At 72.9% G+C, this 19939-nt stretch carries 14 protein-coding genes; 6 read left to right on the top strand and 8 right to left on the bottom strand.

Going from position 1 to position 19939, the window contains the following annotated elements; all coding sequences use genetic code 11:
- Nucleotides 1-69: 69 nt before the first annotated feature.
- Nucleotides 70-897: a DUF5995 family protein gene (locus AB0K14_RS07345; protein WP_360461331.1), complete on the bottom strand. Its 828-nt coding sequence runs from the start codon at nt 895-897 to the stop codon at nt 70-72.
- A gap of 234 nt (nt 898-1131) precedes the next feature.
- On the bottom strand, nt 1132-2250 hold the full coding sequence (locus AB0K14_RS07340) for a hypothetical protein (RefSeq protein ID WP_360461334.1): 1119 nt from the start codon (nt 2248-2250) through the stop codon (nt 1132-1134).
- 629 nt (nt 2251-2879) lie between these two features.
- Here AB0K14_RS07340 and AB0K14_RS07335 point away from each other — a divergent pair.
- Nucleotides 2880-3383 carry a hypothetical protein gene (locus AB0K14_RS07335; RefSeq protein ID WP_360461337.1) on the top strand — a complete coding sequence of 168 codons (504 nt, stop codon included), beginning with the start codon at nt 2880-2882 and terminating at the stop codon, nt 3381-3383.
- Nucleotides 3384-3543: 160 nt separating this feature from the next.
- Nucleotides 3544-6702, top strand: a complete 3159-nt coding sequence (locus tag AB0K14_RS07330) for a S8 family serine peptidase (RefSeq protein WP_360461340.1) — start codon at nt 3544-3546, stop codon at nt 6700-6702.
- Between the two features lie 49 nt (nt 6703-6751).
- On the opposite strand, the gene AB0K14_RS07325 is transcribed toward AB0K14_RS07330, so the two are convergent.
- The 6 genes from AB0K14_RS07325 to AB0K14_RS07300 form a co-directional block, all read right to left on the bottom strand.
- The gene (locus tag AB0K14_RS07325; protein WP_360461343.1) at nt 6752-9466 is read right to left on the bottom strand and encodes an XRE family transcriptional regulator; all 2715 of its coding nucleotides are present in this window, start codon (nt 9464-9466) and stop codon (nt 6752-6754) included.
- 227 nt (nt 9467-9693) lie between these two features.
- Nucleotides 9694-10467: a maleylpyruvate isomerase family mycothiol-dependent enzyme gene (locus AB0K14_RS07320; RefSeq protein ID WP_360461346.1), complete on the bottom strand. Its 774-nt coding sequence runs from the start codon at nt 10465-10467 to the stop codon at nt 9694-9696.
- Nucleotides 10468-10751: 284 nt separating this feature from the next.
- A complete protein-coding gene (locus AB0K14_RS07315; protein ID WP_360461348.1) occupies nt 10752-11531 on the bottom strand; it encodes a DJ-1/PfpI family protein in 780 nt (259 codons plus the stop codon).
- Nucleotides 11528-12532 (bottom strand): DJ-1/PfpI family protein, encoded by a 1005-nt coding sequence (locus tag AB0K14_RS07310; RefSeq protein WP_360461350.1) that lies wholly within the window; start codon nt 12530-12532, stop codon nt 11528-11530. The genes AB0K14_RS07315 and AB0K14_RS07310 overlap by 4 nt, the downstream gene beginning before the upstream one ends.
- A 141-nt stretch (nt 12533-12673) precedes the next feature.
- A complete protein-coding gene (locus tag AB0K14_RS07305; protein WP_360461353.1) occupies nt 12674-13660 on the bottom strand; it encodes an aldo/keto reductase in 987 nt (328 codons plus the stop codon).
- 103 nt (nt 13661-13763) lie between these two features.
- The gene (locus AB0K14_RS07300; RefSeq protein WP_360461356.1) at nt 13764-14510 is read right to left on the bottom strand and encodes a FadR/GntR family transcriptional regulator; all 747 of its coding nucleotides are present in this window, start codon (nt 14508-14510) and stop codon (nt 13764-13766) included.
- 312 nt (nt 14511-14822) lie between these two features.
- On the opposite strand from AB0K14_RS07300, the gene AB0K14_RS07295 reads away from it, so the two are divergent.
- The 4 genes from AB0K14_RS07295 to AB0K14_RS07280 all read left to right on the top strand — a co-directional run bounded on the left by AB0K14_RS07295 (nt 14823) and on the right by AB0K14_RS07280 (nt 19876).
- Nucleotides 14823-16130 (top strand): enolase C-terminal domain-like protein, encoded by a 1308-nt coding sequence (locus AB0K14_RS07295; protein ID WP_360461359.1) that lies wholly within the window; start codon nt 14823-14825, stop codon nt 16128-16130.
- A 107-nt stretch (nt 16131-16237) separates the two neighbouring features.
- Nucleotides 16238-17299, top strand: a complete 1062-nt coding sequence (locus AB0K14_RS07290) for a sugar ABC transporter substrate-binding protein (RefSeq protein ID WP_360461362.1) — start codon at nt 16238-16240, stop codon at nt 17297-17299.
- Nucleotides 17300-17319: 20 nt separating this feature from the next.
- On the top strand, nt 17320-18825 hold the full coding sequence (locus tag AB0K14_RS07285; RefSeq protein ID WP_360461365.1) for a sugar ABC transporter ATP-binding protein: 1506 nt from the start codon (nt 17320-17322) through the stop codon (nt 18823-18825).
- On the top strand, nt 18818-19876 hold the full coding sequence (locus tag AB0K14_RS07280; protein WP_360461368.1) for an ABC transporter permease: 1059 nt from the start codon (nt 18818-18820) through the stop codon (nt 19874-19876). The genes AB0K14_RS07285 and AB0K14_RS07280 overlap by 8 nt, the downstream gene beginning before the upstream one ends.
- The last annotated feature ends 63 nt before the right edge of the window (nt 19877-19939 follow it).

Genomic DNA, 19939 nt, shown 5'->3' with positions numbered 1-19939 from the left:
CCGCGCCGGGCGGCCCGTCCCGGCTGGTCGACCGCCGACCACGGCCAACGCCGGGCGGCCTGGTGGGTGTCAGGCGGTTGCCGGGCTCTCCAGGGTGATGCGGCTGTAGTCGTCCTTGCGGATCGCGCGGCCGATGGTGCGGATGGGCAGGGTCCACGCGCTCTGGTCGGCGATCAGCTTGGCCAACTGGGCGGACTCCCAGTTGAGCTTCTGGTGGACCAGGCCGAGCTCTTCCTCGTCCGTGGTGGTCAGGTACGAGATCGCGGACCACCACACGCGTTCCCGGTAGTGCTTCAGGCCGGTGCTGCTCAGCACGATGTCCAGGCCGCGCAGCGTCTTGCGCAGCAGGGTGATACCGCCGCCGTAGTCGCGGGTGAGCGTCTCGGCGATCTGCGGGATCGAGCGGACCAGGATGTTGTTCACCTGGTCGTGGTCGAACTTGCGGCGAGGGAGCAGCAGGTGCCCGGCGTCGTCCCCGTGCTGCCTGAGGTTGAGGAACGTGCCGTAGGCGAGGTCGTAGTTGATGTGCGCGTTCAGCCCGAGCAGCAGGTCTTGGAGGACCGTGGAGGTCCTGTCCTCGGCCATCCGGTGGGCGAGCTTCCAGGCGCGCTCCGACTCCGGGTCCCGGTCGAACGTGGTCAGCGACTGGAAGTACAGCGACGCGAAGTGGCCTGCCTGGGCCCGGACCCAGTCGCCGTCGAAGAAGATGGGGTTCTTGTAGTCGCCACGCCGGTGGACGGCCGCGTGCACGTTCAGCGTGATGATGTAGTACGCCCGCAGGAACACGGCCCGGTGGTCGTTGCGCTCGTGGAAGTACCGGAGCGCAACCTGCATGCAGGGGATCGCCTCTTCGATGGTGGCGGGCCGCTGTGCGGCGATGCTGTCGAAGTCGGTCACGGGGAACTCCTGGGATGAATGCGGCAGACGTGGCGCGGCCCCGCCACGTCCGACGTACAAGATCTGCGGCCGGACCCGCAGATACACCCGGGATGAAGTTCCCTCGGTCGGACCAACGACGTCCGGAACGGCCCGCGCGGCGAAGCCCCTCCGACTCGCGGAAGGGCTTCGCCGTGCCCGTTGTGCGGGTGCCGTCAGGTCACGACCGGGAGCGGTTGGTCCCCGCGGTCGGCGTCATCCGCAGTTCGGGCGGTACACCAGCCGGTTGGCGCAGCTCGCGAGGTTCCAGTTCGTCGCGAGGAACGACCCGGCAGGCGGGGTCGGGTGGAAGTAGTCGTTGACGTTGCAGTCCCAGTAGTAGTCCAGGTTGCCGTTCGGGGACTGGCACACGTTCGAGCGGTAGTTCCCCGAGCGGGGACCGCCGTCCTTGTAGCACATGACGTCGGCGTCGTCGTTGCAGTGACCGGCGCCCGAGCTGTTGGGCGTGTTCGGGAGCACGGCGCCCATCGAGTGCCCCTGCTCGTGCAGCATGTACGTGAAGGGGCACCGCCCGTAGACCACCGCGATGCCGGGCGCGTTGTTGACGCCGTTCTCCACGCCGGGCCGCGTGTCGCCGCTGCCGTAGGCGACGCCGCCGCCGCAACCACCGTCGCCCCAGTACACGACGTTGTCCTGACCGGTCGTCCGCTGACCCTGGCGGGTGACCTCCTGGTCGATTGCGGCGATGTCGCTGTTGTTGTGGCTGCTGCGCAGGACCCGGACGGCGGGCTGGCCCGCGGAGTCGCACGCGACGCGCAGCGACAGGTCCCCGCCGTACTGCGCGGCGCGGTTCGACACCATGTCGTTGGACTGGATGAAGTGCTGCCTGATCAGCGGGACCATCGTCGCCGACGCGTCGCGCCCGCCGGCGGGGATCATGTAGACGAGCTGGATCCGGTACGAGTCCGCAGCGCAGTGGTGGGCACGCGCGGCCAGGGGTGCGACCTCCGCCGAGGTCACCACGTCCCGAATGCCCTTGTCCTTGGGGAGCGGGGCGTCGAAGTGGGTCACCTGGTCACCGTGCACCGTGCGCACCTTGAACTGGCCGTTTCCCATCGCGCACGCGCGGTCGCCCAGCCCTGCCACGGGTGCGAACTCGTCGGCGCGGTGACAAAGGTGCGCCACCGACGTCGACTCCGACGGCCCGTGCGAGTGCGGAGCCGTGCCGTCGGCGTGGACGTGGCCGTCGAGGGCGTGGCCGGCGACGGCGACGTCCGGAACCGGGGCGCTCGCGGCCGCCGCGCCGGGCAGTGCCAGGACGGACGCGACGGTCGCGCCGGACGCGATCACCGCGAGGAGCTTCTTGAGGGACACTCGGACCTCCGAGGATCAACAGGGTTGCGGGTGGGCCCGGCCGGACGGCGACGGCCGGGTGGTGCGGGGTGGAGAGGCGGCACGCCAGGACCACCCGCCGGGACGTTGCGGACGAACGTGCCCGGGGGCCGTCGGGGATCGTGTGCGATGACCGCGCCGCCGAGGAGGTCCGCGGCAGACCTCGGCTCGGCGCCACGCAACCGGCCGCCTGCCGTGAACCGCACGTGCACGTGCTCACGAGAGCCGGTCGCCGTGAGAATGGCCTAGCTCGACTTCTCCGGTTGCCGGGTGCGGAAAATGGTGGAACGCGTCATCGAATCCTCGCTCAAGCGCTGATCGGTCAGTCGGGAGGCGGCGGAGACGCACCGTCCGAATAGGACGTGTCGACCCGACGCCGGCGAGGTGGCCGGTGGCGGGTGCGCTACTCAGCACTGTGGCAGCCGAAAAAAGTTTCGGCAATGCCCCTGGTTGTTTCCACAGTGGATCTGCTCCGGAGAGGCGGGCGGTCCGGTCACGCGCGTCGCCTCGCGAGGGGCTGCTCTGCGGAAAGATTGCGCTGCGGAAAATGCACGGGGAAAGGCTCGTCGTGCCGGTATGGTCCGCACTCCCGGAAGACGTGGAGGGGTTCGTTGATCGGTGATCGTGCGCGGTTCGGAATCGCGGTGGGGCCCGCCGAGGTCGAGCACGCACAGCTGCGTTCCGTCAAGATCTACGTCGGCGGCGAGGACCTCACGTTCGAGGACGACGAGGTGTACGTGCCGAACTTCCTGCTTCGGGTGGAATCGACGCTGCGCGCGCTGGCCGACTGGCCCGACCTGACGTCGCACGCGGCACTGCTCGGCACCGACCCGCGGGCGCTGCACGAGCGCCTGGTCGTCGGGAGCGAGCACGACCCGGTCCTGGCGTCGTGGGACGAGCGGCTGTCGTTCCTGAGGTGGGGCGAGATCACGTTCCCGTTCCACTCGTTGCTGTTCCGGTTCGGTGACCGGATGTGGCTGACCGCCCGACACCGGAAGAGCGGGCTGCGGGTGGCGGAGGTCGGGCCGGCCGAGCTGCGGGACATCGTCGAACGGGCACACCGGCTGGTCGCCGAGGACTACGCGGAACACCGGAAGCGCGCCGGGCTGGGTTGAGCCGTCCGCGTTCGGCCACGACGGTGTTCACAACACGTTGTTCAGCCCGCGCGGAACGGACCTGAACACCTGCTCCGCCGCTTGACTCGGGATCGATACCGGGCCCGTGCCGCGTCCACCGTCCGCGGCACGGGCCCGTCCCCGCGAACAGGGAGATCCCGTGGCACGAAGAGCTGTGGCGCTGGCGCTGGCCGTCGTCCTGGTGGGAGCGGCGGTTCCCGCCCACGCCGCACCGGGCACAACGGCGGGCAGCGCGTCCGAACGCACACCCGGCACGAGCGATCGGAAGGCCGTCACGCTCGTCACCGGAGACCGGGTCGTCCTCGACGGTGACCGGCTCGTCTCGGTCACCCCGGGCACGCGCCGCGAGCACGTCTCGTTCCAGGTCACCCGGCACGGGGGCCGCCTGCGCGTCGTCCCCACCGACGTGGCGGGAGCGCTGGCCGAAGGCCGGGTGGACCAGCGGCTGTTCGACGTGACCGGGCTGGTCGAGGCCGGGTACGACGACGCGCGGCGCGACACCGTGCCGGTGATCGTCTCCGGTGGCCGTCCGCCCTCGGGCGCCGGGGTGGCCGACACCTTGCCCGCCGTGGACGCCGTGGCGGCCGAGGTGCCGAAGTCGACCGGGTGGCTGGAGCTGCCCGAGGGCACCGGCAAGGTCTGGCTGGACGGGATGGCCCGCCCGCTGCTGGACCGCAGCACCACGCAGGTCGGGGCACCGGCGGCGTGGTCGGCGGGACTGACCGGCACGGGCGTGACCGTCGCGGTGGTCGACACGGGCGTGGAGGGCGACCACCCCGACCTGACCGGCAGGGAGGTCGCCGGGCGCGACTTCACCCACGAGCAGGACGGGATCGACCACTTCGGCCACGGCACCCACGTCGCGGCCACGATCGCGGGCCACCGCGCCCCCTACCGCGGGGTCGCCCCGGACGCCCGGCTCCTCGACGCCAAGGTGTGCGACGCGCAGGGGATGTGCCCGGAGTCCGCGATCATCGAGGGGATGCTCTGGGCCGCGGACCAGGGCGCGGACGTGGTGAACATCAGCCTCGGGTTGCTCCCCAGCGACGACGTCGACCCGGTGGAGGCGGCCGTGGAGGCGCTGTCGGCGAGCCACGGCACGCTGTTCGTCGTCTCGGCGGGCAACGCCGGGGACGGTGCGGGCACGGTGCTCTCCCCCGGCACCGCCGACGCCGCGCTGACCGTCGGCGCGGTGGAGCGCGACGACTCGTTGGCGGAGTTCTCCAGCCGGGGCCCGAGGGTGGCCGACGGCGCGGTCAAGCCCGACATCACCGCGCCGGGTGTGGACGTCGTGGCGGCCAGGTCCAGCACCGGCGAACTCCTCGGCACACCGGTCGGCGAGCAGCACATGGCCCTGTCCGGCACGTCGATGGCCGCACCGCACGTCGCGGGCGCCGCGGCGCTGCTGGCCCAGCGGCACCCCGACTGGAACGGCGCACGGCTCAAGGCGGCGCTGACCGCCTCGGCGCGGCCGAACCCGACCGCGGCCGTCCACGACCAGGGCTCGGGTCGTCTCGACATCGCCGCCGCACTGTCCTCGACGGTCACCAGCGAACCGACGTCGGTCGTCCTCGGCAGGCAGGACTGGCCGCACGACGACGACCTGCCCGTGACGAATCCCCTGTCCTACCGCAACGACGGCGCGCAGCCGGTCACGCTGGACCTGGTGGTGCGGGTCCGGGCACCGGACGGCGCGGAGCACCCGGGGTTCTCGGTGTCCCCGTCGCGGGTCACCGTCCCGGCGGGCGGCACCGCCGAGGTCGTCGTGACGGGTGACCCGCGGCCAGGGTCGGCGGACGGCGCCTACTCGGGGTCGGTGGTGGCGTCCGCAGGCGGCTCGGAGGTGCTGCGGACGCCGGTCGGGCTCAACCGGGAGCCGGCGCGCCGGCCCGTCGTGTTCGACTACCCCGGCGCGCCCGCGGGCCGGAAGTCCACGACCTTGGTGAACGTGGCGACCGGCGAGCACACCTACGTGCGGGACGGCACCGCGCGGCTGCCCGAGGGCGACTACCTGGTGCAGGCGCTGCTGGGCCCGGAGGAGGGCCCGCACACCATCATCACCCGGCCGGACCTGCGGGTGGAGGGCGCGACGCGGGTGGTCTTGGACGCGCGGACGGCGGGGCCGCTGGAGGTCGTCGCGCCCGATCCGGCCGCGGTGCCCGGTGAGCACGGCCTGGTGGTCGAGCGCAGGCTCGGGGAGCACACCGCGAGCGTGGCCGTGCACCACCGGGGCGCGTTCCCGGCGGGCACCCGCGTGGGCCACGCGGGGCCGTCGCTGCCCGCCCGTGAGCTGGACGTGTTCGTGACCGGGCAGTCGACGAGCCCGTCGGCGGACTACTGGTTGGGGTGGACCGCACAGGGCCGGGTGCCCGACGGGTTCGTGCGCCGGCCGCGGGAGTCGGACCTGGCGAAGGTGCGCACCACGATCGCGCTCAAGCACCCCGGCGGGTCGCGGACGCTGCTGGGTCAGGTGGTCGCGCCGTCCGGGGCGGTCGGCCCGACCTTCGCCACGGACCTGACCTCGTCGTCCACGGCCACGAGGTACACGACACCGGGCACCGACTGGCAGGCGGTGTTCTTCGACGACGGGGGTCTGATGAGCGGGAACGAGGAGCGGTACGGCGCGGGACGGACCTACGACCGGTCGTTCGGCGCTCCGGTCATCGGTCCGGTGATGTACACCGGCGACTACCCGAACCTGACGCGCGCCGGGAACGAGGTGGCGCTGTCGCTGTCGCTGTTCGGCGACCGGGAGGGGAACTCGGGCTACTCCAGGACCACGTCGGCGCGCACCGCGCTGTACCGCGACGGGAAGCTGGTCGGCGAGAACGACAACAGCGGGCACGGGGTGTTCGCGGTGCCGCCGGGGCCCGCGGTGTTCCGGGCGCGGACCGAGGTGACCCGCGCGCCGGAGGTCTCGGACTTCAGCACGCGCATCGTCGTGGACTGGACGTTCCGCTCCGACACGACGACCCGCGAACGGCGGCTGCCGATGTCGGTGGTGCGGTTCACCCCGGCACTCGACCACACCGGCGGCGCACCGGCGAACCGGCCGTTGACCGTGCCGTTGGTGGTGGACCGGCAGCGCGGGGTGGACAACCCACCGCTGCGCCGCTTCCACGTCGAGGTCTCCTACGACGACGGCGCGAGCTGGGCCGGCCTCCCGGTGCTGGGTCGCGCGGCGCTGGCGGGCAACCGGGCCGCGCCGGGGTCGTTCGTGTCGCTGCGCGTGCACGCCACCGACGGCCGGGGCGGCGAGTTGAGCCAGACCGTGATCCGGGCCTACCGGCTCGTCTGACGGTCCGTGGCAGGCGTCGGGCCGACACCCGCCCGACGACCCGACGCCGTCACGGGCACAGCGGCAGTTCCGACACCCCGGGGAAGTGCGCCGCCCAGTCGACGTCGGCCGGGTCGGCGCACACGTCGCGCACCACGCGGTCGACGTCCACCGCGAGCCGCCACAGCGAACCGCCGCGCGGTTCCAGCAGCAACTCGCCGTCGGCGGGCTCGTAGCGCGCCATGCCGAACTCCACCCCCGGCACGCGCAGCGTCAGCGGTTCCCGTCCGCCGGCCAGGTCCCACAGCCACACCGAGCCGCGGTGCACCGCCGTGACGGCCCGACCGCCGTGCGAGAACTCGACCGAGGCGCCTTCCGGGATCCCGTCCGCCTCCAGGAGCGTCCTGGGCCCGCCCGCGAGGTCCAGCACGGTGAGGTGCGCGCCGTCCAGGTCGGAGACCGCGAGCCGGCCGCCGGGACCGGGCACCAGCCTCAACCGGGCGGAACGGCTGAGCACCGGGGTGACCCGCCCGTCCGGGGACCGCACCTCCACGTCGCGGCGGTCGCCGTCGCGGCGCGCCAGAACCACGCCGGTGCCGTCGTCCAACGGCATGGCGTCCTCGACGCCGTGGCCGGGCAGGCGGGTGCGGGTGGTGTCGCCGGGGCGCCAGTGCACCGCGACGCCGTCCTCGACCGCGGTCAGGATGGTGCCCGCCGCGTCGATGCCCCGGGGGAACGGCCACCCCGTGAGGGTGGCGGTCGGGCGCGGGGCGTCGGGATCGCCGAGGTCCCAGAGTTGGAACTCGCCGGGTCGGACCACCGCGACGGCGGTGCGCCCGTCGGTGCTGAGCAGGTTCAGGAAGCCGCCGGGTGGCAGTGCCACCTCCCCGGCCCGCCGTCGGCCCGGCCCGTCCGCGGCCCAGAGGCGGTAGGTGGTCTCCTGGGACTTCGGGTCGGGACCGTACTCGTGGGTCACGGCGACGCCGCCGGGTATGCGCGCGTAACCCCCGCCCAGCGTGGTGGCCGTGCCCGCGGCCCGGGCGATCAGGAGCGCGTGCCGAGCCTGGGCGGTGGGGGCGACGCGGTAGGCGGCCAGCGCGAGCGCCGCCGCTTCACGCGGACGGTCCAGCAGGCCCAGGGCGGCGTCGGCGGCGCGCAGCGACAGCGCCTGGTTGCGCTCGCGGGTGGCCGCGCGCTGGGCTGTGACCGCGTAGACGACGGTGGAGGCCAGCAGCAGCACGAGCACGGCGAGGCAGGCGACGAGTCGTCGCAGCCGGCGCACCCGCCGCCGACGCGAGGTTTCCCGGTCGCGTTCAGCGGCCAGGCCCGCGTCGACGAACTCGCGTTCAACCTCGTTCAGCAGGGGCGCCAGGCCGCGTGCCTGGTCGAGGTGCACGCCGCGGTAGAGGGCGTCGGGGTCGCGGTCGTGGGCGCGCCAGGCGTCGGCGGCGCCGGTGAGCCTGCGGTGGGCGCGCAGCGAGTCCCGGTCCTCGCCGAGCCAACCCACGAGCCTCGGCCACGCGCGCAGCAGCGCCTCGTGGGTCAGCTCGGCGGTGTCGCGGTCGAGGGTGACCAACCGGGCCGCCGCGAGCCGGTCGAGGAGCGCGTCGCTCGCGTCGAGTTCGGTGCGGGCGACGCGGCGACGGGTGTCCTCGGTGCCGTCGCCGGGTGCGACCAGGCGCTGGAACACCCGGCGCGCCGCCTCCTTCTGCGGTTCGGGGAGCGCGTCGTAGACCTGTTCGGCGGTGCGGGCCAGGGCGTGCTCGACGCCGCCCGCGTCCTCGTAGGCCGCCAGCGTGAGCACGGAGCCGCGGCGTCGGCGCCAGGTCTCGACCAGCACGTGCGAGGCCAGCGGCAACGCGCCCTGATGCGCGGCCACGTCCGCGATCAGCCGCGTCACCAAGGCGTTCTCCAGCGACGCGCCCCGGCGTGCGGCGGGTTCGACGACCGCGCGGCGGAGTTGCTCGGCGCTCATCGGCCCGACGAGCGACTGCGAGCGGTGCAGCGCGTCGAGCAGTTCCGGGTGGCGGGCGCAGTGGCCGTAGAAGTCGGCGCGCACGCCGATGACGACCCGGGCGGCCCCGGCGGCGTGGGTGAGCGCCCGCACCAGCCACCGGCGGTCGGCCTCCCGGCAGAGGGTGAACACCTCCTCGAACTGGTCGACCACCAGCAGCAGGTCGTCGTCGGCGCGTTGGCGCAGCACCACGCGCAGGTTTTCGGGGTCGGCGGCCAGTTCGGACCGGAGGTCGACCGCGGACCGGTCGCCGGCCAGTGCCGCCGCCAGCTCGGTGATCGGGTCCGGACCGGGGGTGATGACCACGTGCTCACCCCACCGGGCGGCCAGACCCGCGCGCAGCAAGGAGGACTTCCCCGCGCCGGACGCGCCGAACACCCCGACGAAGGGCCGTTCGCGCACCAGCGCCAGCAGAGCGCCCACCTCGGCCTCGCGGCCGAAGAACCGGTCGGCGTCGGCGACCTGGTAGGCGGCCAGCCCCACGTAGGGGGCGTCACCGGGTTCCGGGTCCTCCGCGGCCAGCTCCCGCCACCGGGCGGTCCACTGCTCGACGTCTCCCCCGCACGCCCGCACGAACGCCTTCGTCACCGCCAGGCTGGGCAACCTCCGCCCGGCCACCGCCTCGGACAGCGCGGCGGGCGAGTAGTTGGCCAGGCGGCCGAGCTCGCGGTAGGACGGCAACCCCGCGACACGCCGCAACCGCCGCAGGTCGCCCGCGAACTTCAGCACCGGGGTGTCCTCTTCGGCCAGCGGACGTTCCAGACGTGGCACGTTGCCCCCTTCGACACCCCGATTCTCCCCGTGGGGAAGGCGGACGACGGCCGCCGTACGGACCAGGCGGGTCCGACACGGGCCGTCCGGTGGCGTCTACCCGGACCGATTCGTGCACGTGCGGTGTGGGAGGCGTGCGGCCAGCCGCGCGATGTCCGCGACCCCGCGGTCCAGTGGCGCCCGCAAGAGTGCCCGCACAACCGACAGGTGCGTCACCGGTGCCCGTTCTACGCGGTCGGGTCCCAGTCCGCGAGCTGCTCCATCGGCTCGGTGTCGCCGGTGGTCTCCAGGCCGTCGAGCGGGACGCGCGCGTAGAAGTAGAGGACCAGTTCGCTCGCCGCGCCCCGCATCGCCATGTCGCCCGGTTCCGCGTCGGCGGCGAGGTCGTCGCAGCGGACGCCGTGGGCGTCGAGGGTCAGGCGCCAGGAGCGGCCCTCGGTCGCGTGCAGGTCGATGGTCGCCGGCTTGAACGGCCAGGGGACGGTCGTCGCCGAGACGGTCGTCAGGAACTCGTCGACGCCCTCGACCGCGACGTCCGTCGGCAGCGGCCGTGCGGCCCCCAGGGTGAGCTGGGCGTCGTAGGTGTGGACGGCGATCTCCTGGACCTGGTGCCGGGCCACGGCCCCGCTGGTCTGCGGGGCCTGCGAGCGGCCCCACCAGGTCCAGCAGCCGCGGTCCGGGCCGGCCTCGCGCATCGCGTCGAGCATGAGCTCGGTCGACTCGGCGAGCCAGGCGTCCAGGGCTTCGCGGTCGCGGGGCGCGGTCGGGGCGCCCTTCGGGTCCGTCTTCGCCGGGGGCTCCGCGCCCGGGCCCGCCGCGACGATGGCGGCCTGGCGGCGGCGGCCGTCGCCGAGGTGCTGCGCCAGTTCGCGCAACGTCCAGTCCGGGCAGGTCGGGACCTGGACGTCGAGGTCGGGGGCGGACGCGATCGCGGCGCGGAACGCGGCCGAGCGGTCTTCGACCAGCCGCAGGACCTCGGGGAACTCCACAAGTTCTGGCACCTCGGTGATCTACCACGGCGCTCCGGCCGCCGGGTAGCGAATTTGTCGGACGACAGCGTCGACGGCAGGGCGGAGCGCCTCCGCCGAAGCCGTCCCGGAACTCCGCGCAGTGCTCACCGACAGCGACTCCGACCGCTACTGGACCACCGGTCCGGTCAACGGGGCCCGGACGTCGTCGACCACCTCGGGCACCGCCGTCCGGCTGCCGGCACCCATGCGGCGCAACGGTGCCGTGCTGCCCGCCCCTTCCCCGTCTCACGGGCGGCTGCACGGGACTTCCGCGGTCACACCTGGGACTCGGCGAGCAGCCGCAGGGCCAGCGACTTGAGTGCCGCGTCGGCGTGCGCGGCGTTGCCCGAGTCGAACGGAGGTCGCGGGTCGTACTCGACGGCCAGCTGGATCGCCCGCGCCGTGGTCTCCCCCGCCATCAGCGACACCAGGTACAGGGCCATGTCGATGCCCGCCGAGACGCCGGCGGCCGTGATGATCTTCCCGGAGCGCACGTAGCGCTCGGCCCGGTAGGTCACGTCGAACTCGGTGCCCAGGTAGTCGGCCGAGGCCCAGTACGTCGTGGCCTCCCGCCCGTCCAGCAACCCCGCCGCGGCGAGGACGAGCGAGCCGGTGCACACCGAGGTCGTCCAGCTGCTGCGCCGGTGGACCCGGCGGATCCAGTCCAGCAGCGCCGGGTTGCCCATGGCCGCGACCGTGCCCCGTTCCCCCGCACCCGGGACGAGCACCACGTCCAGGTCGTCGACCTCGGCGATCGACCGGTCGGCCACCAGAGCCACGTCCCCCGTGTCGGTGCGCACCGGGCCGCGCCGCTCGGCGACCATGGTCACGGTGGCACCGGGCAGCCGGGCCAGGACCTCGGCGGGGCCGGCCGGGTCGAGCAGGCTGAAGCCTTCGTAGAGCAGGATGCCGATCCGCGGCCCGGCACCGGGCGGACGCCCGGTCGGTGCGGCGTCGGCCCGCGCGGTCCCGGCGTGCGCCGTGCCGGCGGCGGCGAGCGCGGCGGTGGCCGCACCCGCCCGGAGCAGTGTCCTGCGTGTCGTCGATCGCGTCATGGCACCGGAGTGTCGCCACCGGCGGGGACGCGCGCCCGCGGCATGTCCGGCATCCTGCGGATCGTGTCCCCGTTCGCGCCGTAGTGGTCCAGGAACGCCTGCCGCAACGTCTGCGCCGACCGGAACCCGCAGCGGCGGGCGACCGCGTCCAGCGGCAGTCCGCTGGAGCGCACGAGGTGGACCGCCGCCTCCGTGCGCGCCGACCGCACGGCGCGGGCCGGTGTCGTCCCGAGGTGGGAGGCGAACAGGCGGGTCAGGTGCCGGGTGCTCACGCCCGCGCGGGCCGCCAGCGCCGCGGGCGTCAGGTCCTCGGCCAGGTGACCCGCGATGTGGCCGGTGAGGTCCCGGACCAGCCGGTCACCCGGCGGCGGCGCGGCCAGGAACGTGCTGATCTGCGCCTGGTCGGCGGGCCGGTGCAGGTAGGTGACCAGCTCGCGGGCCACGACGCGGGCCAGGGTGGACCCGTGGTCGTCCTCGATGAGCGACAAGGTGAGGTCGAGCGCGCTGGTGACGCCGGCGGAGGTGTAGACGTTGCCGTCGCGGATGTAGAGGGGCCCCACGTCCACCGCGACCGCCGGGTGGCGGGCGGCGAGCCGGTCGCCGTAGCCCCAGTGCGTGGTCACCCTGCGGTCGTCGAGCAACCCGGCGGCGGCCAGCACGTCCGTGCCGGTGCACACCGACGCGACGCGCCTGCTGCGCGCGGCCAACCGCCGCACCTGCGCCACCAGTCGCTCGTCGGTCGCCGCCCGCTCCGACCCCACACCGCCCACGACGACCAGCGTGTCCAGGCGTCCGGTCACCGCCTCCAGCCCGCGCCCGGCGCCCAGCGTGATGCCGACCGAACTCCGGGCCGCCCGACGGCCGAGGGTGCCCAACTCGACCTCGTAGGGCGGGGCCGCGCCACAGCGGTTGGCGATGTCCAAGGCGCCCGCCGGGCAGGCGATGTCGAGGATCTGCGCGTCGTCGTAAGCCACGACGAGGACACGCCGCCGATCGTCCATGGCCTGCATCATCGGGCAACGCGAGCGGTGCCGGGAACCAACAGCACGGCCGCCGACACCGACGACGCCACACCCGACGCCTCCCGGATCACCGACACCGGCCGAGATCGAGCGCGTCCGGTCCGGTCGGGGTCTCCCGGGTCACGGCGCCGCGTCGTCCAGTCCGTCGAGTTCGGCCCACAGCGCCTCCGGGATCACGGCGGTGGCGTGCGCGGTGTTCTCGGCGACTTCGCGCGGGCTTCGGGCGCCGACGACCACGGTGGTCACCGCCGGGTGCCGCAGGGGGAACCGCAGCGCGGCGGCGGCGAGCGCCACGCCGTGCTCGGCGCACCGGGCGGCCAGGGCACGGGCGCGTCGCAACACCTCCTCCGAGGCCGGGAAGTAGTTGTACATCGCCCCCGGGACCGGGTTCGCGAGGATGCCGCTGTTGAAGACGCCGCCGACGATGACACCCACCTGCCGCTTCCCGCACAACGGCAGCAGGTCGTCGGCCGCGCTGCGGTCCAGCAGGGAGTACCGGCCTGCCACGAGCACGCAGTCGACGTCGGTCTCGGCGACGAACCGGCTGAGCATCGCCGTCTGGTTCATCCCCGCCCCGATCGCCCGCACCGCGCCCTCGGCACGCAGCCGCTCCAGCGCCGGGTACGCCCCGGTGACCGCCTCCTCCCAGTGGTCGTCCGGGTCGTGGATCAGCACGATCTCGAAGGAGTCGAGGCCGGACCGCTCCAGGCTCTCGGAGAGCGACCGGTAGACGCCCTCGGCGCTGTAGTCCCGCACCCGGACCACGCCGGGGTCGTCGTAGAAGAAGCCCTCGCCGCCGGGCGGGGTCTCGCCGGGCACCAGCAGCCGACCGACCTTTGTGGACACCGCGACCTCCGCACGGGGGCGACCGGCGAGGAACGTGCCGAGGCGCCGTTCGGCCAGTCCGGCGCCGTAGTGCGGCGCGGTGTCGAAGTACCGGATGCCGGCTGCCCACGCGGCTTCGTGGGTGGCGGCGGCCTGGTCGTCCACGACTTCCGCGTACAGCCCGGCCAGCGGCGCGGTGCCCAGGCCGAGACGGGTCACCGTGACGTCCGTGCGGCCCAGCGGCACCCGTTCGGCGAACCACTGCGGCTGCGCGGCGGCCATCACGCCTGCCCGGGAACGTGCCGCGACCGGCCGAGCCCGACCGCCGGCGGCGTCAGGTCGTGGGCGTGCTGTTCCCGGCTCACCGGGCCCGCACACGGCGGTCTCATCGGGTTCCTCCTCGGCGGGGGCGGGCGGGCAGCGGCCGGTCGTCGGTGGGCAGGGCGTCGCCGTCCCGGTCCACGTGCTCGCGCAGCCAGCGCTCGGTGGTGCTGATGTGCACCAGCGCGGCGGCCTGCGCGAGGGTGGCGTCCCGGTCGACCAGGGCGTGGTAGATCGCCTCGTGCTCGGCCAGGGTGCGGCTCGCCGCGTTGTCGTCGACCAGTCCGCGCCAGACCCTGGCGCGCACCGTCGGGCCGGAGATGCCTTCCAGCAGGGTCGTCAGCGTGACGTTGCCGGTGGCCGCCACGACCGCCCGGTGGAACGCGGCGTCGTGCTTGTTGAGCAGTTCCACGTCGTCGCGGGCGAGACGCATCGCGAGGAGGTGGCGTTCGACCTCGGCCAGTTCGGCGGCGGAGATGCGGGTGGCGGCGAGCCCGGTGGCGACCGGTTCGAACAGCAGGCGCACCTCGGTGAGCTCCAGCAGGGTGTCGCCCCTGAGCAGCTCCACCGCGGAGGCGATGCTGCCGAGCAGCACCTCCGGTTCCAGGCTGGTCACGTAGGTGCCGTCGCCCCGCCGGATCTCCAGCACCCGGGCGACGACGAGCGCCTTGACCGCCTCCCGCATCAGGTTCCGGGACAGGCCCAGCTCGGCGGCCAACTGCTGCTCCGGGGGCAGCTTGGACCCGGGTGGCAGCTCACCGGACTGGATCATGTCCCTGATGCGGTCGATGGCCTTGTCGGTCAGTGACATTCGGTGGCTCTCCCGGGAACGTGGCATCGGCGCCGGGGCAGGCTAGCAATACATCCCATCTCTGGGAAAGACATGGGATGTCGCATGAACACCGCCGACCAGCCCCAGATCCAGTCCAGCAGCCAGATTCGTGGGTTTTCCGGACCGAATCGGCCGATCGATCTGGACATCACCCCACCGAGAGCCTATACATTCATCCCATGTCCAGGGGCGGTTCGTCGCACCGCTGACTTGCCGGCGACACACGACGAGGGGTGGTTGCCATGCCGTCGAACCGACGTGGGGGCGCTCGGACCGAAGGTGCCCCGCACGATGACTGAACTGATCTCCGCGGTCGACGCGGTCGACGTGCGGTTCCCGACCTCGCTCGAACTCGACGGCTCCGACGCCATGAACCCCGAACCCGACTACTCGGCCGCCTACGTGACGATCCGCACCAGCGCCGGGGCCGAGGGGCACGGACTCGCGTTCACCGTGGGACGGGGCAACGAGGTCGAGGTCGCCGCGGTGCGCGCGTTGGCGCCGCTGGTCACCGGCCTGTCCGTGGACGAGGTGCTCGGCGACCTCGGCGCGTTCTCGCGGCGGCTGACCGGCGACAGCCAGCTGCGCTGGCTCGGACCGGAGAAGGGCGCCATCCACATGGCCGCCGCCGCGATCGTCAACGCCGTCTGGGACCTGTACGGGCGGCGCGAGGGCAAGCCCGTGTGGCAGCTGCTCTCCGAGCTGTCCCCGGAGCGGCTGGTCGACCTGGTCGACTTCCGCTACCTCGAAGACGCCCTCACCCGCGACGAGGCGCTCGCCATCCTCCGCCGGGCCGAACCCGGGCGTGCCGAGCGCACCGCCCACCTCCTGCGGCACGGCTACCCGGCGTACACGACCACGCCCGGCTGGCTCGGCTACGACGACGAGAAGCTCGTGCGCCTGTCGAAGGAGGCGGTCGCCGAGGGCTTCACCCAGATCAAGCTCAAGGTGGGTGCCGACCGGGCCGACGACCGCCGCCGCCTGCGGCTGGCCCGCGAGGCGGTCGGACCGGACATCCGGATCGCCGTCGACGCCAACCAGGCGTGGGGCGTGCGGCAGGCGATCGACTGGATGTCCGCCCTGGTGCAGTACGACCCGTACTGGATCGAGGAGCCCACCTCGCCCGACGACATCCTCGGCCACGCCGCCATCCGGCGGGCGCTGGCGCCGGTGAAGGTGGCCACCGGTGAGCACACCCACAACCAGGTGATGTTCAAGCAACTGCTCCAGGCGGGCGCCCTGGACATCCTGCAACTCGACGCCAGCCGCACCGCGGGCGTCACCGAGAACGTCGCCATCGTGCTGCTGGCCGCCAAGTTCGGCATCCCCGTCTGCCCGCACGCGGGCGGCGTCGGACTGTGCGAGATGGTGCAACACCTCGCGATGTTCGACTACGTGGCCGTCAGCGGCACGACCGAGGACCGCGTCATCGAGTACGTCGACCACCTGCACGAGCACTTCACCGACCCGGTGCGGATCCGCGCCGGCCGCTACCTCGCCCCGACCGCGCCCGGCATCAGCGCCGAACTGCACCCCGCGTCCATCGCGGCCCACCGCTTCCCGGACGGGCCGGTCTGGCAACGGCAGGCCACCGCGTGAGCGCACCGGCACCGACCTCGCGGTCGACGGCGACCTGAACGGCTCGTACCCGGCACAGCACCCCTCGCCCGCCCCTCCGAACCACACCGCACGCTAGGAGAACCGCCGTGCAGACCAGAACCCGCGCGCGCCTCGCCGCCGTCGCCACCCTCACCGCCGCGCTCAGCGCCTGTGGCACACCGGACTCCGGGCCGGGAGCCGCGGGCGGCGCGCCGGTGGTCGGCGTCGACTACCCCCGGTCCGACACCGACTTCTGGAACTCCTACATCCAGTACAGCCCGGGGTTCGCCGACGAGCTCGGCCTCGAACTCAAGACCACCAACTCGCAGAACGACGTCGCCAAGCTCACCGCCAACGCCCAGACGTTCATCAGCCAGGGCGTCAAGGGCGTCGCGATGGCGCCGCAGGACACCGCGGCCATCGCGCCCACGCTGGACCAGCTGGAGGCGAAGAAGATCCCGGTGGTCACCGTGGACACCCGACCCGACACCGGCAACGTGTACATGGTGGTCCGGGCCGACAACCGCGCGTACGGCGAGAAGGCCTGCCGGTTCCTCGGCGCCAAGCTCGGCGGCAAGGGCAAGGTCGTGATGCTGCAGGGCGACCTCGCCTCGATCAACGGCCGCGACCGCACCGAGGCGTTCAACGACTGCATGAAGTCCGAGTACCCCGGCATCACGGTGTTCGGCGAGGCCACGAACTGGGACGGCGCGATCGCGGCGCAGAAGCTCCAGACCGACCTCACCGCCCACCCTGACATCAAGGGCGTCTACATGCAGTCCAGCTTCGCGCTCGCCGGCACCCTCCAGGTGCTCAAGCAGAAGGACCTGCTGGTCGGCCCGGAGGACCCCAAGCACGTGTTCGTGGTCTCCAACGACGGGATCCCTGAGGAGCTCAAGAACATCGCCGAGGGGCGGATCGACGCCACCGTGTCCCAGCCGGCCGACCTCTACGCCAAGTACGCCCTGCACTACCTCAAGGCCGCGATCGAGGGCAAGACCTTCGCCCCCGGCAAGACCGACCACGACAGCACGATCATCCAGGTCCGCGACGGTCTGCTGGAGGACCAGCTCTCTGCTCCCCTGGTGACCGCGGACGGCGGCACCTACGACGGCGTTGCGAGCCTCAAGAGCGACGACCAGTCGTTGTGGGGCAACAAGCTCGGTTGACCGGGAAGGCGACACGCGAGATGGCTACGACTGCGCCCGTTGCCGAGGCGACGGGGATAACGAAGCGGTTCGGGTCCACGGTGGCGCTGCACGAGGCCGCCATCAGGATCGAACCCGGGCAGACCCACGCCCTGGTCGGGCGCAACGGAGCGGGCAAGTCGACCCTGGTGGCCATCCTCACCGGGCTCCAACCGCCGGACGAGGGCACGATCAGGTTCGGCGGCGAACCCGCACCGCGGCTGGCCGACCGCGACGCCTGGCGGCAGCGGGTGGCGTGCGTCTACCAGAAGTCCACGATCATCCCCGAGCTGACCGTCGCCGAGAACCTGTTCCTCAACCGGCACGACCGCGGCCGCGGCGGGTTGATCAGCTGGAAGACGGTGCGCGACCGGGCACGGGAACTGCTCGACACCTGGTCGGTCGACGTGGACGTGCGCACGCCCGCGCGGGAGCTGGACGTGGAGCAGCGGCAGTTCGTGGAGATCGCCAGGGCGCTGTCGTTCGGTGCGCGCTTCATCATCCTGGACGAGCCGACGGCCCAGCTGGACGCGGCCGCCATCAACCGGCTGTTCGCCCGGATCGACGACCTCCAGCAGCAGGGCGTCACGTTCCTGTTCATCAGCCACCACCTGCAGGAGATCTACGAGATCTGCGACACGGTGACGGTGTTCCGCGACGCCAGGCACATCCTGACCGCCCCGGTCGACGAGCTGCCGCGCGCCGAGCTGGTCGCGGCCATGACCGGCGAGGCCGCGGCGGAGGTCGGTGGTGCGCGGCGCGGCCCGTCGGAGGACGCCGCCGACGTGCTCAAGGTGGACGGCGCGTCCCTGCCCGGTGCGTACGACGACGTGTCGTTCCGCGTCCGCGCCGGGGAGATCGTCGGTCTCGCCGGCGCGGCGAGCAGCGGCCGCGTCGAGATCGCGGAGACCGTCGTCGGGTTGCGGGCGGCCGCCCGCGGCACCGTGGAGGTCGCGGGCTCACGGCCCCGGCCGGGCAGCGTGCCCGCCGCGCTGAAGGCGGGCGTCGGGTTCGTCCCGCAGGACCGGCACCACCAGGGTCTCGTGCCGGAGATGTCCATCGCGGACAACGCGACCCTGACCATCCCGGAACGGCTCGGCCGGGCCGGGTTCATCGACGGCCGCCGCCGTGACGACGTCGCCAGGTCCATGATCGGGAAGCTCGCGATCAAGACACCGGGGCCCGAGCTGCCGGTCTCCGGTCTCTCCGGCGGCAACCAGCAGAAGGTCGTCATGGCGCGCGCCCTGGCAGGCGACGCCGAGGTGCTCGTGCTGATCAACCCGACCGCCGGCGTCGACGTGCGGTCGAAGGAGTTCCTCCTCGGCAAGGTCGAGGAGATCGCCGAGTCCGGCACCGGCGTGCTCATCGCCTCCGACGAACTCGACGACCTGCGCCTGTGCGACCGGGTCCTGGTGGTGTTCCAGGGCCGCGTGGTCGCCGAGACCGCCCGCGGCTGGCACGACCACCAGCTCGTGGCCGCGATGGAAGGAGTGGACCTCGATGCCTGAGACCACGACCGCGGCCGCGGTCACCGGGAACGGCTCGACCGCCGATCCCGGCGGGAAGGGCCCGTCCGCCCGGCGTGCCGGTGGGCGGCGGCTCGCCTTCGCCCGCCTGCGCGACCTGGCGCTCATCCCCGCGATCATCGCGATAGCCATCGTCGGGCAGCTCGTCAGCCCGGTGTTCCTGCAGGCCGACAACCTCGTCAACATCCTGCAGACCATGTCCGAGATCGCGGTCCTGGTGCTGGCCCAGGCACTGGTGCTGATCGTGAAGAAGATGGACCTCTCCCTGGAGTCCACCGTCGGCCTCGCGCCCGGCGTCGCCGCGTGGCTCACCGTGCCCGTGGGCGCGGGCCACGGGCTGGGCCTGCTGCCGGGGGGCTGGTCGGTGCCCGTCACGTTGGCGGTCGGCGTCCTGATCGGCGTCGTCAACGCGCTGTTCATCATCCGGTTCGGGCTCAACGGCTTCATCGTGACGCTCGGCATGCTGATCGTGCTGCGCGGCATCCTCACCGGCATCTCCGGTGGCCAGACGTTCTTCCGGCTCCCGGAGTCGATGCTCTACCTGGGTAGCACCCAGTGGCTCGGCGTGCCCGCGTCGGTGTGGCTGTGCCTGGTCCTGTTCGCCGCCGGGATCGTGGTGCTCGGCTTCACCAGCTTCGGCCGGTCCCTCTACGCCATCGGCGGCAACGTCGACGCGTCGAAGGCGGCCGGCATCCGCACCGACCGCGTGCTGTGGATCGTGCTGGTGACCGCGAGCCTGCTGGCGGCCCTCAGCGGCCTGCTGCTGTCCGGACGGCTGGCCTCGGTCGCCTCGGGCCAGGGCAACGGTTACATCTTCACCGTGTTCGCCGCGGCCGTCATCGGCGGCATCAGCCTCAACGGCGGCAAGGGCACGATGTTCGGCGCCTTCACCGGCATCCTGCTGCTGTTCATGATCCAGAACGTGCTCACCCTCGGCGGCGTCCCCGCGCAGTGGATCGGCGCCCTCAACGGCACGATCATCCTCATCGCCCTGGCACTGTCCCGCGTCACCGGGGGCAAAGCACAGGAATGAGGCTGCGGCTCCCCCGCCGGGCGCGCGGAAATGTTGTCGTCAGGCGGCGTGGTGGTCCGTAGG

Source organism: Actinosynnema sp. NPDC050801 (assembly GCF_040673975.1).
Classification (GTDB): Bacteria; Actinomycetota; Actinomycetes; order Mycobacteriales; family Pseudonocardiaceae; genus Actinosynnema.
This window is presented reverse-complemented; position numbering and strand designations above follow the sequence as displayed.

Excerpts from the sequence above, each read along its gene's own strand:
- AB0K14_RS07315 (WP_360461348.1), bottom strand. The coding sequence starts at position 11,531 with ATGACGCGATCGACGACACGCAGGACACTGCTCCGGGCGGGTGCGGCC.
- AB0K14_RS07310 (WP_360461350.1), bottom strand. The coding sequence starts at position 12,532 with ATGGACGATCGGCGGCGTGTCCTCGTCGTGGCTTACGACGACGCGCAG.
- AB0K14_RS07305 (WP_360461353.1), bottom strand. The coding sequence starts at position 13,660 with ATGGCCGCCGCGCAGCCGCAGTGGTTCGCCGAACGGGTGCCGCTGGGC.
- AB0K14_RS07300 (WP_360461356.1), bottom strand. The coding sequence starts at position 14,510 with ATGTCACTGACCGACAAGGCCATCGACCGCATCAGGGACATGATCCAG.
- AB0K14_RS07295 (WP_360461359.1), top strand. The coding sequence starts at position 14,823 with ATGACTGAACTGATCTCCGCGGTCGACGCGGTCGACGTGCGGTTCCCG.
- AB0K14_RS07285 (WP_360461365.1), top strand. The coding sequence starts at position 17,320 with ATGGCTACGACTGCGCCCGTTGCCGAGGCGACGGGGATAACGAAGCGG.
- AB0K14_RS07280 (WP_360461368.1), top strand. The coding sequence starts at position 18,818 with ATGCCTGAGACCACGACCGCGGCCGCGGTCACCGGGAACGGCTCGACC.